At 63.5% G+C, this 14,513-nt stretch carries 17 protein-coding genes; 5 read left to right on the plus strand and 12 right to left on the minus strand.

The annotated features are described in order from the left end of the window. A partial coding sequence (locus NKJ23_RS31780) for a hypothetical protein (protein ID WP_352684623.1) occupies positions 1-212 on the plus strand: 212 nt, incomplete at its 5' end. On the opposite strand, the gene NKJ23_RS31785 is transcribed toward NKJ23_RS31780, so the two are convergent. From NKJ23_RS31785 to NKJ23_RS31830, 10 genes are all read right to left on the minus strand, one after another. Beyond that, the gene (locus tag NKJ23_RS31785; RefSeq protein ID WP_352590877.1) at positions 209-448 is read right to left on the minus strand and encodes a DUF680 domain-containing protein; all 240 of its coding nucleotides are present in this window, start codon (positions 446-448) and stop codon (positions 209-211) included. The genes NKJ23_RS31780 and NKJ23_RS31785 overlap by 4 nt on opposite strands. 66 nt (positions 449-514) lie before the next feature. Continuing rightward, the gene (locus NKJ23_RS31790) at positions 515-721 is read right to left on the minus strand and encodes a DUF680 domain-containing protein (protein ID WP_352684626.1); all 207 of its coding nucleotides are present in this window, start codon (positions 719-721) and stop codon (positions 515-517) included. Positions 722-792: 71 nt separating this feature from the next. Further along, on the minus strand, positions 793-996 hold the full coding sequence (locus NKJ23_RS31795) for a DUF680 domain-containing protein (protein ID WP_352684628.1): 204 nt from the start codon (positions 994-996) through the stop codon (positions 793-795). Positions 997-1,438: 442 nt separating this feature from the next. Next, positions 1,439-2,185: a ferredoxin reductase gene (locus NKJ23_RS31800; protein ID WP_352684631.1), complete on the minus strand. Its 747-nt coding sequence runs from the start codon at positions 2,183-2,185 to the stop codon at positions 1,439-1,441. Beyond that, complete coding sequence (locus NKJ23_RS31805) at positions 2,182-2,793, minus strand: molybdopterin-dependent oxidoreductase (protein ID WP_352684633.1); 612 nt, start codon at positions 2,791-2,793, stop codon at positions 2,182-2,184. The genes NKJ23_RS31800 and NKJ23_RS31805 overlap by 4 nt, the downstream gene beginning before the upstream one ends. A 133-nt stretch (positions 2,794-2,926) precedes the next feature. Then, positions 2,927-4,465, minus strand: a complete 1,539-nt coding sequence (locus tag NKJ23_RS31810; RefSeq protein ID WP_352684635.1) for a DegQ family serine endoprotease — start codon at positions 4,463-4,465, stop codon at positions 2,927-2,929. Between the two features lie 357 nt (positions 4,466-4,822). Further along, positions 4,823-5,548 (minus strand): MBL fold metallo-hydrolase, encoded by a 726-nt coding sequence (locus NKJ23_RS31815; protein WP_352684637.1) that lies wholly within the window; start codon positions 5,546-5,548, stop codon positions 4,823-4,825. A gap of 16 nt (positions 5,549-5,564) precedes the next feature. Further along, positions 5,565-6,731, minus strand: coding sequence for a diphosphate--fructose-6-phosphate 1-phosphotransferase (locus tag NKJ23_RS31820; protein WP_352684639.1), 1,167 nt, complete (start codon positions 6,729-6,731; stop codon positions 5,565-5,567). 79 nt (positions 6,732-6,810) lie between these two features. Further along, positions 6,811-7,131, minus strand: a complete 321-nt coding sequence (locus NKJ23_RS31825; RefSeq protein WP_023680233.1) for a putative quinol monooxygenase — start codon at positions 7,129-7,131, stop codon at positions 6,811-6,813. 217 nt (positions 7,132-7,348) lie between these two features. Continuing rightward, entirely contained in the window at positions 7,349-8,113 is a 765-nt protein-coding gene (locus tag NKJ23_RS31830; protein WP_023680235.1) for a L,D-transpeptidase, read from the minus strand. Positions 8,114-8,301: 188 nt separating this feature from the next. Here NKJ23_RS31830 and NKJ23_RS31835 point away from each other — a divergent pair, with 188 nt between their 5' ends. The 3 genes from NKJ23_RS31835 to xylB all read left to right on the plus strand — a co-directional run bounded on the left by NKJ23_RS31835 (position 8,302) and on the right by xylB (position 11,906). Next, positions 8,302-8,925 (plus strand): LysE family translocator, encoded by a 624-nt coding sequence (locus NKJ23_RS31835; protein ID WP_352684641.1) that lies wholly within the window; start codon positions 8,302-8,304, stop codon positions 8,923-8,925. Between the two features lie 9 nt (positions 8,926-8,934). After that, complete coding sequence (locus NKJ23_RS31840; protein WP_352684643.1) at positions 8,935-10,260, plus strand: tetratricopeptide repeat protein; 1,326 nt, start codon at positions 8,935-8,937, stop codon at positions 10,258-10,260. Between the two features lie 191 nt (positions 10,261-10,451). Then, on the plus strand, positions 10,452-11,906 hold the full coding sequence (xylB, locus tag NKJ23_RS31845; protein WP_352684672.1) for a xylulokinase: 1,455 nt from the start codon (positions 10,452-10,454) through the stop codon (positions 11,904-11,906). Between the two features lie 38 nt (positions 11,907-11,944). On the opposite strand, the gene NKJ23_RS31850 is transcribed toward xylB, so the two are convergent. Beyond that, a complete protein-coding gene (locus NKJ23_RS31850) occupies positions 11,945-12,307 on the minus strand; it encodes a nuclear transport factor 2 family protein (RefSeq protein ID WP_292664758.1) in 363 nt (120 codons plus the stop codon). A gap of 111 nt (positions 12,308-12,418) precedes the next feature. Here NKJ23_RS31850 and xylA point away from each other — a divergent pair, with 111 nt between their 5' ends. Next, positions 12,419-13,744: a xylose isomerase gene (xylA, locus tag NKJ23_RS31855; RefSeq protein WP_352684645.1), complete on the plus strand. Its 1,326-nt coding sequence runs from the start codon at positions 12,419-12,421 to the stop codon at positions 13,742-13,744. A gap of 132 nt (positions 13,745-13,876) precedes the next feature. Here xylA and NKJ23_RS31860 read toward each other — a convergent pair whose 3' ends face one another. After that, positions 13,877-14,509, minus strand: coding sequence for a TetR/AcrR family transcriptional regulator (locus NKJ23_RS31860; RefSeq protein WP_352684647.1), 633 nt, complete (start codon positions 14,507-14,509; stop codon positions 13,877-13,879). Positions 14,510-14,513: the final 4 nt, after the last annotated feature.

A 14,513-nucleotide genomic window follows, 5' to 3' on the forward strand; every position in this document is an offset into this window, starting at 1 on the left:
ACGAACCCACACAAACCGGCGCCTGCACCCCGGGGTCCCCCCCCAATCAAAAAACCCCGCGCGGCGGCCCGGCCCCCCCGCTCTTGTCTGGAATTCCAGTTCGGCCGTTAGAGCGGTTCATCGTTTCACGGAACGCCGAACCGCTCTACCTCTTTGTTTTGACGCAATTCCGGACGGAAAACCGTTTCACACTTTTCCTGGAATTGCTCTAGTTGTTGCCGAAGAGGTTGCGGTCGGCGCCCTGAGGCGCGGACTTGGGCACATCGCCAGACGAATTCAGCAGCTTGTAGACCGGCGAGTTGCTGTCACGCACCGAATACGTCTGCGTCTTGTCGACGTTGACGGTCGACTGCTTGTTGATGTCGGTCCCGCCAACATTGTCGTTGCGGGCATAAGCGCTGCCGGCGGCAATCAAGAGAGCGGCGGCAGTAAGAACAATCTTTTTCATTTGGATACTCCTGGATTTTCGAATCAAACGGCGGGCATGCCGCCGCCTTGATGGTGGGATCGGCTGTTAGTTGTTGCCGAAGAGGTTACGGTCGGCGCCCTGGACAACCGGCTGCTTTTCAGCCTGGTCCGACGTCTTGACGGAAGCCGTGTAGGAGCTGTCGACCGAGACAGCAGGCTGGTTGGCTCCCTTGGAACCAAAGTTGTCGCTGCCCGCGAAGGCGCTGCCGGTGATGGCCAAAACGGCGGCGGCAGCAAGAACGATCTTTTTCATCTTAATACTCCTGAACTTTTCAGATCCCCGGACGGCGGATATGCCCGCCGCCCTGATGCTGGGATCGGCTGTTATTTGTTGCCGAAGAGGTTACGGTCGGCGCCCTGGACAGGCTGCTGGTCAGCATGAGCCGGCTTCTGAATGGAAGCCGTATACGAGCTGTCGACCGAAGCGGCAGGCTGGCTCGCACCCTTGGAACCAAAGTTGTCGCTGCCAGAGAAGGCGCTGCCGGTGATGGCCAAAACGGCGACGGCGGCAAGAGCGATCTTTTTCATTTTAGTACTCCAGTATCTCAGTTTTCCGTCCGTCCAGCGGCGTGTCTTGGGAGGAATTCGCGTCGTTCGGACAGCCCCGATGTGGGAAAGGCGATGGCCAGTTTCCAATCACGAAGTTGTTTGGTGTGGACCAAGAATCTACACCTTGAAATTGTGCCAGAGATTCCCTTCGCCACAATTTTATTGCTAAATATCAAGTAGATAGCCCATAGTATCGGTCTGGCTGCAAGGTGACTTGGGGAGGCAGCGTTCACAGCGTCCTGCACGCATTGTCAACAGAAACGAACCGTTCGGTTCGATTTTTTAAACCGATAAAAGTCGCAGCCGAGGTTCTTTGTCGAATCGTTAACCATTTCGGACAAACGCGGCGTCGGCGTTGCGGCTGCTTTTGGCCTGCTTTATGCCGCCCAACGAAGGCAGCAACCGGGCAAGCAGAACCGGGTCAGACTCCGTAGCGTTCGGTGCGGATGAGTGCCGCAGGCACCCCGGCATCGATCAATGCCTCGGCGGCGGCCGTCACGAATGCGTTCGAGCCGCAGACAAAGGCGAGCTTCGGCGGCGCGGGCAGCCTCGTCATGGCTTGCACCATCATCGCGGCGTCGACCCGCCGCGCATGATCTGCCGGACGGCGGGCCGGCTCGCGCGTCAGCGTCAGCACCAGGTCGAAGCCATCCCGGCGCTCGGCGAGGTCGATCAACTCGTCGCGAAAGATCACCTCGTCCCAGACCCGCGCCGAAAACACCAAGGCGGCGGCGACCAGCGATCCCCGCATCGCCCGGTGACGGACCATCGACATCAGCGGCACCACGCCCGACCCGCCGCCGACGAGCAGGAGCGGTCCGCGATCGCCGTCGGACCAGACGAAATGGCCGCCGAGCGGCCCGCGCAATTCGACCTCGTCGCCCACCGCCGCGATCTCGTGAAAGAACGGCGAGACCTCGCCGTCCTCGAGTTTTTCAATCGCCAGCTCGATGGTCTCGCCGGTCTCCGGCGCCGAGGCGATGGAGTAGGAGCGGCGCGCCTGATAGCCGTCAGGTGCTGTCAGCCTGACGTCGACATGCTGTCCGGCGCGGTAAGCGAAGGGCCGCGACGGCTGCAGGAAAAAGCTGGTGACGCGCGGCGTGCGCTTTTGGATGCGGGTGATGGTGACCGTCTGCCAGGGCGACTGCGCCGCCGGTGCGTCGCTCATGGATCGTTCGTGTAGCGCTGCTCGCGCCACGGATCGCCATAGATATGATAACCTCGCAATTCCCAGAAACCCGGCTCGTCACGCTCGGTGAACTGCAGCCCGTTCAGCCATTTGGCCGATTTCCAGAAATAGAGATGCGGAACGAGCAGCCGGGCCGGGCCGCCATGGTCGGGCGTGATTGGCTTGCTTTCATAAAGCAGCGCCACCATCGCCTTGCCGCCGGTGAGATCCTTCGTCGGCACGTTGGTGGAATAGCCGTCGAAACCCAGCGCCAGCGTGAAGGCGGTGGGCGGCTCGATGCCGGCGTCGGCAAGGATGTCGTCGACCAGCACGCCCTGCCACGCCGTGTCGAACTTGGTCCATGCGGTGACGCAATGGATGTCGCGCGTCATCTTGGTCAAGGGCAGCGCGTTGAACTCGGCCCAGTTCCACTTCTTGATCGGCCGCGGCCCGTGCTTAAGCGTAAACGACCAATCCTCGGTGCGGACATGCGGCGTCGGGCCGGCCGACAGGACCGGGAAACCTTGCTCGAGATATTGCCCCGGCGGGATACGTGCATCCGTATCCGTCGGCGGCTTTCGTCCGGAAGAGAAGCCTCGGGTAACCATCGAGAATATCCGTTTGCGCAAGGTCCAACCGACCTTTGTCAGTTTTCTCGAAGACGCGTGCGCGGGCAACCGAAATCTTGGCTCCGGCCTGGCGGCAATGCTCTACATCGATCTTGGCAGCGCGGCGCCTGCCTCAGCCACTGGCGAAGGGCACGGCGACGAACATCTGGGCGTCGCCGCGCTCGACAAGCAGCAGCACCGATTTCTTGCCGGATTTGGCAGCCTGCACAATCGCCTGGTTAGCCTGCCTGGCACTTCTCACCGGATGCTGGTCGACGGCGACGACGATGTCGCCGGGCTGGATGCCGGAAGCCGATGCCGCCTTGTTCGGGTCGACGCGCTCGACCAGCGCGCCGTGCTGGTTGCCTGCCAGGTTCATTGCCTGGCGCACATCCGGGGTGACGTCCATCAGGCCGAGACCGAGCGCCGGTGCGCGAAGGCCCTGCTCCGTCGACGGCTGACCTGAATCGCCGGTTACCGATCCCGTTGCCATGTCGTCTTCGTTGCGCCCGACCTCGACGGAGATCTGCAGGCTTTGCCCCTGGCGCCAGACATTGAGGGTTTCCCTCGTGCCGGGCGCAACGTCGGCGACGGCGCGCGACAGATCCCTTGGATCCTTTATGTCGCGGCCGGCGAAACTGGTAATGACGTCGCCGGTCTCGATGCCGGCCTTGGCGGCCGGCGATCCGTCGCTGACCTGCGCGACCAGCACGCCGGCTGGGCGATCGAGGCCGATGGCGCTCGCCATGTCAGGCGTCACCGGCTGGATCTGGACGCCGAGATAACCGTACTGGATGGAGCCGCCCTTCATCAGCTTGGCGACGACCTTTTGCGCCTGGTCCGAGGGGATGGCGAAGCCGACGCCGACGCTGCCGCCATTCGGCGAAAAGATCGCCGTGTTGATGCCGACGACATTGCCGTTCACATCCGTTAGCGGGCCGCCGGAATTGCCCCGGTTGATCGGTGCGTCGATCTGGATGAAGTCGTCAAACGGCCCGCTATGCAGGTCGCGGCCGCGCGCCGAGACGATGCCGGCCGTGACCGTGGTGCCAAGGCCGAAAGGATTGCCGAAGGCGAGCACCTGATCGCCCGGCATGAGCTTGTCGGAATCGCCCCATTTGATGATCGGCAAGGGCTTGCCGGCGTTGACCTTGAGCACGGCAAGATCGTTCTTGGCGTCATGGCCGATCAATTTGGCGGGAAGCTCGGTGCCGTCGTCGAGCGCCACCTTGACCGACTGGGCGCCGTCGACGACGTGATTGTTGGTGACGATCATGCCGTCGGCGCCGACGATGAAGCCTGAGCCGAGAGCCTCGGTGCGCGGCGCCTGTTCCGGCGGTGTCTTGGGGGCGGGCAGTCCCTGGTCACCGAAGAAACGGCGGAAATAATCGTCGAAAGGCGCGTTTCCGCCGAAGGGAGAGGCGTCGCTCGTGGTGTCCGGCTGTTGTACTTTCATGACCGTCGTGATGGTCACCACTGCCGGTTTATCGGCCGCCACGACCGGAGCGAACGAGCCGCTGGGCGCCGTCATGCCGGTGACAGGTGGGGTCACTGTTGCCGCCAGGACATCATTCAGCCTGGGAGCGAAGGACAGGGCGAAGGGGCTGACGATCAGCGCGGCGCCCAGCAAAGCGGCGACGCGATGTCTGCGAAGGGTGTGGATTGGTGACATGGCCGTTGTCCGGGCGAGAGATTGATCGGGCGCCGCAGCGTTCCGTCACCGGAACGCTCTATCGGCGTGTCGGCCTTGCCTGTCTCGCCTGGCACGGCGGCCGACCGGATCGACAGCCCCGCATCTAGGGCGCCGATCGTGGTTTCCAGATAATATTACGAAGATTTAATTTCCGGCTGGCAGCCGCCTTGCCGGGCTGGCGCCGAAACCCGAAAACAAAAACCCGCCTTGCGGCGGGTCGTTGGGGCGAATCAGCACCATACCCAAATTACTAGCATAGCTGCCGGCACAAAGCAAGAACAAAATAGCTGCGCAAGACAAATCGCTTCAGATTTGCGCCGCCTCAGCCGAGGCCTCCTATTCGCCTTTCCGGTCGGTCCGGCTGAGATAGGTGGTGGCGATCTCGCGCATCCGCCTGCCGTCGAAGCTCGGTCCATGGCCGCCATGGCCGATCCGGATCGGCAGCTCGACCAGGCGCTGCATCGTGCGGCGATAGGCGGCACGATCCGAATCCGGCAGGTCGTCGATCAGCATGGCGTCGTAGATGGCGTCGCCGGCGAAGAACAGGCCGTCTGCCTCGTCGAACAGCGCGATCGAATCCGGAGAGTGGCCGGGCAGATGCAGGACGCGGAATTGGCGGTCACCGAGGTCGATCATGTCGCCCTCGTCCAGGGTCCGGGCCAGCGGCGCCGGCGGAATCCTGTAATCGGCGGCTCTCCAGCCCGGCGCCGGCAGCTTGGAAACAGCGCCTTCCAGGTCATGGAACATGCAGGCGTAGGTCACCGCTTCATCCATGCTGTCGAACTGTGCGGCGCTGTGGCGCGGCCCTGCCCGCAACGGAAACTCGTGCAGCGAGCCGACATGATCGAGATGGATATGCGTGGCGACGGCGAGCAGCGGCTTGCCGGCCGGCGTGTCGATCTGCGGCGCCAGCGGGCAGATCCCCATGCCGGTGTCGACCAGCAGGTCGACATCGCGGCCGCGCAAATGCCAGATGTTGGCACGCACGGAATCATGCACGAAGGGCTCGGTCAGCATCGTCGTCTTGGCGTCGACGATGGTTTTGCTGAACCAGCTGTCCATCAGATCAACGCCGGCATCAGACGAACGGCTTGCCGACCTTGTACTTTCGCGGGACCAGCCGCTTCAGATAGGCCATCCCCGCATCGGACAGCCGGTTGACATCCGGCAGCATGAAATCATCCGGCATATGGCGCGTCTTGCCGGCGACGTTCTTCAGCGGCACCTTCTTCAGCACGGTTTTCTTGCCGTCATATTGCAGCGCCACCGAACCGCCCCCCTCGTCGGCCACCGTGACCGCGAAGGCACCGGCATCGAAGGCCTCCTGCGCGTCCACCGCGCTGATGGCGCCGACATAGCCGCGCGGCATATAGCCGAGCGCATCGACGCGCGCCCGCTTGCCCGGCAATCCTTCGGCGAGCGCGCGCTCCAAGGCTGCCGGCAGGTCGCTGCCCGACAGCTTGACGTTGCCGTGCTGGTCGCGCTCCAGCCTTTCCGGCGGCACCAGGCTTTCGACCAGCGCTTTGCCGTCGGCGGTGCTGACGCCTTCGGAGACGGCAACGATGCAGCGCTTGTGGCGGTCGAGCGTTGCACGAACGTCGTCGATGAAGCCCGCCGCGGAGAACGGCCGCTCCGGCACGTAGACGAGATGCGGGCCGCTGTCCTGATCGAGCTGCCAGGCCGCGGACGCGGCCGTCAGGAAACCGGCATGCCGCCCCATGACGATGCCGACATAGATGCCCGGCAGAGCGCGGAAATCGAGATCGACCGAAAGAAATGCTCCAGCGACGAACTCGGCCGCCGACATGAAGCCGGGCGTGTGATCGTTCTCCTCGAGATCGTTGTCGATGGTTTTCGGCGCGTGAACGAAGGCGATCTTGCCGCCGGCGGCGTCGGTGAGGATCTGCTGCGTGCCCGAGGTGTCGTTGCCGCCGATATAGATGAAGGCGTCGGCACCGGCTTTCTTCAAGCCGTTGAGGATGAGGTCGCAATAGGCGGCATCCGGCTTGTCGCGCGTCGAACCAAGCGCGGCGCTCGGTGTCGCCGCGATCAGCCGCAGGCGGTCCTCGGGGATGGCGGAAAGATCGACGTAATTGCCGTCACGAATTCCGCGCACGCCGTGGATGGAACCAAGCACCTTGGCGCCGGGATGCCGCTTGCGGATTTCGAGCGTGGCGCCCACCACGGTCTGGTTGATGACGGCGGTCGGGCCGCCGCCTTGCGCGATGACAAAAGTTCCGGCCATTGTTCACGTCTCCCGGGCGGTGAAAATCGCAGGCACATTCGCCTGTCTTGCGGCATCGCGCAACGGCAGAGGCAGTGGGTCAGTTTGAAATCGGGCCACTCTTCGCCTGCAGCGCGATAGGATCCGTTTCGATGAGCCGAAGTGACCTGACCATACTCGCCGTCTGCGCCTTGTATTTGAGAAAGTGCGACGTGGTCAGGTGGGCCTCATAGGCCGCCTGATCGGCGTAGCATTCGATCACGCGCACCTTTTCAGGCGTGCCTTTTACTGCCACCGCATGAAGGAAAAGCACGCCCGGCTCGACGCGTACAGAAGCCTCAATCTCTTCGGCAAGCAGGGCCCTGTAGCTGCCGATCTGCTTAGGATCGATTTCCAGTTCGGCTATCCTGACAATCGGCATCAATTGCTTTCTTGCTTCTTGCAGGGACCACGCATGGTCGGCTTCTCCGCTTCGCTCGCCTCGATCAGTGCAACGATGTCGCGATCTCCCAAAACTTGTCAGTCACACGAGTGGACATGGCTGGGCAAGGCGAAGCGTCGCATGAATTCGCACAAAATGTAGTACATGGGTGTGCAGCGCTAGCCGGCAGAGTAATCGCTCGAGCCTTGGCCGCCGGTCAGACGACGACGACCGGATTCTTCTTGGAGACGCGGCTGTAGAGATCGATGATGTCCTGGTTGATCAGGCGCACGCAGCCCGACGACATCGCCTGGCCGATGCTCCACCATTCGGGCGAGCCGTGGATGCGATAGCCGGTGTCGCTGCCGTTCTGATAGATGTAGAGGGCACGCGCGCCGAGCGGATTGTCGAGGCCGCCCGGCTGTCCGCTTTGCCATTTCACCAGTTCCGGCCTGCGGGCGATCATCTCGGGCGGCGGGGTCCAGACCGGCCATTCCTTGCCGTACTGGATGTTGGCGCGGCCGGACCAGCGGAACCCGTCCTTGCCGATGCCGACGCCGTAACGGATCGCATCGCCGCCGGGCTGCACCAGATAGAGCAGCCGTTCCTGCGAGTGAACGACGATGGTGCCGGGTTGCTCGCCGGTCGGATCGACGACGATCTGGCGGCGGAACTCCGGCTTGACCTTGAGATAGGGCACTTCCGGCACATTGAAGCCACCGTCGGTGAGCGAAGCGTACATCACGTCGGGGCTGGTGATGTTCTTGTCGACGCTGATACTCGGACGGATGGGCCGGATCGAGCCGGTGGTGACGTCGTCGAGCTGCAGCGACGGCAGATCCAGCGTCTGGCTGCAGCCGGCGACGCCGAGCAGCGCCAGCGCACCGGCGCCGGACAGCACCGTGCGACGGGAAAGCTGTATTTCGGTTTCGATTGCGTCGCCATTATGTGGCAGCGACAGACCTTGCGGCAACTCACGCATTTACCCAAACCCTACGCTGTCGGCGGGAAACACGCTCCGGCCGGATAGCAGGCATTTTCACCAATCATGGTTGAAAAAGCGTGAAGGCCGGCCGCCTGGCGTTAACGAGGGGCTTTTTCGATTTTTGCCTCTTTACATCTGCGCGGGACCAAGGATTTATCCTCTTCTTTGAGCTCAAGGAGAAGAAAATGTCCTTCGAAAACTGGGCCGCTTTTGCCGCTGCCTCGGCAGTCCTTCTGGTCATTCCAGGTCCGACCATCCTGCTGGTGGTGTCCTATGCGCTCGGCCAGGGCTGGCGCACCGCGCTGCCGATGGCAGTCGGCGTGGCGCTCGGCGACTTCACCGCGATGACATTGTCGATGCTGGGTATCGGCGCGGTGCTGGCGGCGTCGGCCACCGTGTTTACCGTGCTGAAGGTGATCGGCGCCGGCTATCTGATCTATCTCGGCATCAAGCTGTTTCGCGCCGGCGGCGCGCTCCGGGCCGAACCGCGCACCGATGCGGTGTCGTCGGCGAAAATGATGGCGCACGCCTGGCTGGTTACCGCGCTCAATCCGAAAAGCATCACCTTTTTCGTCGCCTTCCTGCCGCAGTTCCTCGACCGGCATGCGGATTTCTGGACACAGATGCTGATCTTCGAGACGACCTTCCTGACGCTCGCCTTCGCCAATGCCTTCGGTTATGCGCTGATCGCGGCAAGGGCGCGCAACGTCGTGCGCAACCCAAAGGCGATCCGCATCTTCAACCGCACCGGCGGCACGCTGCTGGTCAGCGCCGGGATCGCGACAGTGGCGATGCGCTCGGGCAACTGAGGACAGACCATGGCGGTGAGCGATGCATTCGGCCTGACACTGTCTGGCGCGACGGAGGCCGGGCTCTCGTCCTACAGCCGGGCTGTTCGCGAATTGCAGTGCTTCATCGGCGATCCGGTCGGTTCCATTGACCGGGCAATCGCCGAAGATCCCGGCTTCGTCATGGCGCATGTGTTCAAGGGTTATCTCTTTGGCCTTGCCACAGAGCGCGAAGCGACGGCGGTGGCCAAGGCATGTCACGAGGCAGCGCTGCCACTTGCCGCGACGGCGCGCGAGCAGGCGCATGTCGCCGCCCTTGGCCACCTTGCGGATGGACGCTGGCACGAGGCCGCCCGCGTGCTGGAGGATATCGCCATCGAGTTTCCGCTCGATGCGCTGGCGCTGCAGACCGGCCACCAGATCGACTTCTTCACCGGCAATGCGCGTATGCTGCGCGACCGCATCGGCCGTGCACTGCCGTCCTGGCAGAGCGGCATGCCGGGCTATCACGCCATACTCGGGATGCAGGCCTTTGGCCTGGAGGAAATGGGCGACTACGCGCGCGCCGAAAAACTTGGCCGCACGGCGGTCGATCTTGAGCCGCGCGACGGCTGGGCCCAGCATGCGGTGGCCCATGTCATGGAGATGCAGAGCCGGCAGAAGGACGGCATATTGTGGATGCGCGCCAATCCCGAAGCGTGGACGCGGGAAAGCTTCCTGCAGGTGCATAATTGGTGGCATCTGGCGCTGTTCCATTATGATCTCGGCGAGACCGACGAGGTGCTGGCGCTCTACGACGGGCCGATCTATGGCGAGCGCTCGACGCTGGCGCTCAACATGGTCGATGCCTCGGCGATCCTGTGGCGGCTGCATCTCGGCGGCATCGATGTCGGCGACCGCTGGACGGCACTCGCCGCCAACTGGTTGCCCAATGCGAGCGCCGGCCATTATGCCTTCAATGACGCCCACGCGATGATGGCGTTTGTCGGCGCCGGCCTCGAAGCGCCGGCCCGCGGCTTGCTCGAGGCGCAGCGCGAGGCGATGCGCGGCAAGGACGACAACGCTGCTTTTACCAGGGATGTCGGCCATCCCCTGACGCTCGCCATCAAGGCATTCGGCGAGGGCAATTATGCCGGGACGATACGCCTGATCCGGCCGATCCGGGCGATCGCCCATCGCTTCGGCGGCAGCCACGCACAACGCGACGTCATCGACCTGACGCTGATCGAAGCGGCATTGCGTTCCGGTGATGGCGCGCTGGCGAGGGCGCTTGCGGCGGAACGCGCGCTGGCACGGCCGGACAGCCCGTTGTCGGCATTGTTTTCACGGCGTGCAACCGCTCTCGCGGCGAATTGACCAAGGCCACATCTTGCCTTAAAAACTGCCCCGACTGGATTTTTTCGAGCGTCGAAAAAATCTTCGCGTGTTGACCGGGGTGCGTTTCCGGCGGCACGATTGCCGGGATATCTTCGCCGCCCGTGTCACAGGACTGGGCGGGGAAGCAAGAAAGACCGTCGCCGCCAGGCATGACGGACATGGGAGGAAACATGTATCTCGGCCTCGATCTCGGCACGTCGGGCGTTAAGGCGCTGCTGATCGATGCAAGGCAGAGCATCGTCGGTTCCGGCCATGCGCCGCTCGACGTGTCGCGCCCGCATCCCGGCTGGTCCGAGCAGAACCCGGCCGACTGGATCCGCGCCTGCGAAGCGGCGGTCGGCGAGCTGCGGTCGATGCATGCGAAGGAACTCGCGGCGGTCAAAGGCATCGGCCTTTCCGGCCATATGCATGGCGCCACTCTGCTCGATGCCGCCGACCAGGTGCTGCGCCCCTGCATTCTATGGAACGACACACGCAGCCACGCCGAGGCGGCCGCGCTCGATGCCGACCCGCGCTTTCGCAAGCTGACCGGCAACATCGTCTTTCCCGGCTTCACCGCGCCAAAGCTCGCCTGGGTGAAAAACAACGAACCGGCTGTTTTTGCCAGGGTGGCAAAGGTCCTGCTGCCGAAGGACTTTTTGCGGCTCTGGCTCGCCGGCGAGCATATTTCGGAAATGTCGGATTCGGCTGGCACGTCGTGGCTCGATGTCGGCAAACGCGCCTGGTCCTCCGAACTGCTCGCTGTCACGTCGCTCGACGAAAGGCAGATGCCGTCATTGGTCGAAGGCACGGCCAAGGCCGGTGCCTTGCGCGCCGAATTGGCCGCCAAATGGGGCATGCAGGCGGGCATCCCGATCGCCGGCGGTGCCGGCGACAACGCGGCTTCGGCCTGCGGCATGGGCACGGTCGGCGCCGGGCAGGCGTTCGTCTCGCTCGGCACGTCGGGCGTGCTTTTTGCCGCCAACGCGTCGTATCTGCCCAATCCGGAAAGCGCGGTGCACACATTCTGCCACGCACTGCCCGGCACCTGGCACCAGATGGGCGTCATCCTGTCGGCAACCGATTCGCTCAACTGGCTGTCGGGGATCGCTGGAAAAAGTGCTGGCGAGTTGACCGCCGAACTCGGCGATTCGCTGCAGGCGCCGAGCGGTGTCTCCTTCCTGCCGTACCTGTCAGGCGAGCGGACGCCTCACAATGATTCCGTCATTCGCGGCGCCTTTACCGGGCTTGCCCACGAATCCGGCCGCGCGGCGCTGACTCAGGCCGTGCTCGAAGGCGTCGCCTTCGCTTTCCGCGACAGCCTCGAAGCCCTGGCCAAAGCCGGCACGACGCTGACCCGGGTGACGGCGATCGGCGGCGGCTCGCGTTCGCGCTACTGGCTGAAGGCCATCGCCACAGCGCTTGGCCTGCCGGTCGATATCCCAGCCGACGGCGATTTCGGCGCCGCCTTCGGAGCGGCCCGGCTTGGCCTGATCGCGGCGACAGGCGCCGATCCGCGCGCCGTCTGCACGGCGCCGGCGACGGACGCCACGGTCGAGCCGGTCGCCGCCCTCAGCGCTGCCTATGCAGATGCCTATCAGCGCTACCGCCAGCTTTACCCGGCGATCAGGAGCGCCACGGCGTGAGCGGTTTCCCGCCCTCGCCGTGGCCTGCCGAGAAGGCCTCACTGTGCCGGCACCTTGTCGAGAAAGCCGGTGACGCTTTTCAGCCGGCCATTTTCGATGACGCCGATATCGGTGCCTTCGATGACGGATTCGGTGCCGTCCGGCCCGAGGTTCCAGGAGAATCGGATGGTATCGGCGAAGCCGTCCGGCTTGCCTTTCAGCGAGAACCTGAAGCCGGCAAAGCGCTGCTGCACGCCGTCGATCAGCGCCGCGATGCCGTCATGACCGTCGCCCTGCATGATCGGATCGCGATAGCCGACGTCCTCGGTGAAGGTTGCCTCGAGCAAGGCTTTCCTGCGTGCGGCGTCGCTCTCGTTCCAGGCGGCGATGTAGTTTTCGGCAATGGTGTTGAGGTCGGTCATGGGTCTGTCTCCTTCGTTGGGTGGCTTTGACATGAGCCTTTTCGACCAGCGTCAGCGCGAAACCAATTACGCCTGAGGTAATCAGGCCGAACCATGCGAGAGGAAAAGAACATGAGCAGCGGTTTTTTCGGCGACATCCAACAGATCAAATATGAGGGACCGGATTCGACCAATCCGCTGGCCTACCGGTTCTACAATCCCAACGAGATCGTCGCCGGCAAGCGGCTGGAAGACCATCTGCGCTTTGCCGTCGCTTATTGGCATTCCTTTGCCTGGCCGGGCGGCGATCCGTTCGGCGGCCAGACATTTGACCGGCCGTGGTTTCCGAAGGCCGGCAGCACCGACACCATGGAGTTGGCCAAGCTCAAGGCCGACGTCGCCTTCGAGATGTTTTCGTTGCTGGGTGCGCCTTATTTCTGCTTCCACGATGCTGACGTGCGGCCGGAGGGCCGGGACTTTTCCGAAAGTGCGGCGCGGCTCGACGAGATCGCCGATTACTTCTCGGGAAAGATGAAGCAGACCGGCGTCAAGCTGTTGTGGGGCACGGCCAACCTGTTCTCCAACCGCCGCTTCATGTCAGGCGCCGCCACCAATCCCGATCCGGACGTCTTTGCCTATTCGGCGGCGACGGTGAAACACTGCATCGACGTCACCAAGCGTCTGAACGGCGAGAACTACGTGCTGTGGGGCGGCCGCGAGGGCTATGAGACGCTGCTCAACACCGACCTTGCCCGCGAGCAGGAACAGGCCGGCCGTTTCCTCAACCTGGTCGTCGATTACAAGCACAGGATCGGCTTCGAAGGCACCATCCTGATCGAGCCGAAGCCGCAGGAGCCGACCAAGCACCAGTACGATTACGACGTCGCCACCGTCTACGGCTTCCTCAAGCGTTTCGGACTGGAGAACGAGGTCAAGCTCAACATCGAGCAGGGCCACGCCATCCTGGCCGGCCATTCGTTCGAACATGAGTTGGCGCTGGCCAATGCGCTCGGCATTTTCGGTTCGATCGACATGAACCGCAACGACTACCAGTCGGGCTGGGATACCGACCAGTTCCCCAACAATGTACCGGAGATGGCACTCGCCTATTATCAGGTGCTGCAGGCCGGCGGCTTCAAGACCGGCGGCACCAATTTCGACGCCAAGCTCAGGCGCCAGTCGCTCGATCCGCAGGACCTGCTGATTGGCCACATCGGCGGCATGGATTGTTGCGCCCGCGGCCTCAAGGCAGCGGCACGCATGGTCGAGGACAAGGCGCTGTCCGCCCCGCTCGCCGAGCGCTATGCCGGCTGGGATTCGACCGAGGCCAAGGCGATGCTTGCCGGCAAGCGTACGCTCGAGGAGGTCGCTGAGCGCGTCGTCAAGGAGAAGATCGAGCCGCAGCCCAGATCCGGCCGCCAGGAATTGCTCGAAAACATCGTTAATCGGTACGTCTGAGGCGTACCGTTTTCACGGCCGCATTGTTCAGCGGCCGCCGGCTAAAGACGGCTTTCCGCGGGGCTGAACCGACGAAGGTTTTGCCCCGTGTGAAACTCGCGTGGCCTGTTCGCTGACCGGGTCTGGCGCGCCTTAGCCGTGATCGAAGCCTCTCAGGTAGGCGCAAAACATGTCGGCCATGGCGTTGGCGTAGACTTCAATCTCCTTGGGCGTTCGAGGCGCCTCCGAGAACTGTTTCCCCACCGTGCTCAGCGTCGTCATGATCAGGTCGCCGGCCAATTCGCGAGTCGCTTGCGAGGCGTTGGGCAACGCCTCCTGCATGAAGAGCTGGATGGTGCGGTCTCCGGACGCCCTTGCCGTCTGCGCCTCGGGCGCGTCGCGGTAAAGCGGTGCGGCGTCGTCGAGCGCCACACGCACAGCAGCCTCCTCACACTCCGAGCGGAGGAAGGCGTGGACCAAGGCGCGCAGCCGTTCAAGTGGCGGTTTCCTGACGTCCTCGAGGATGTCGCGCAGCAAACTGGTCGTCTGCCGCCATTCGTCGCTCTGCAGCCGGAACAGGATCGCCGCCTTGTTCGGAAAATACTGATACAGCGATCCGACACTGACACCGGCCTTCTCGGCCACCCGCGCCGTGGTGAAGCGCTGCGCGCCTTCCCTCGCCAAAACCTGAACAGCAGCCTGCAAAATCGCAGCGACGAGCTCCGCCGAGCGGGCCTGCTTCGGCTGTTTTCGCGAGGAAATCCGCGGACTTCGGTGATCGCTCATTGAG

Source organism: Mesorhizobium sp. M0184, assembly GCF_040322215.1.
Classification (GTDB): Bacteria; Pseudomonadota; Alphaproteobacteria; order Rhizobiales; family Rhizobiaceae; genus Mesorhizobium.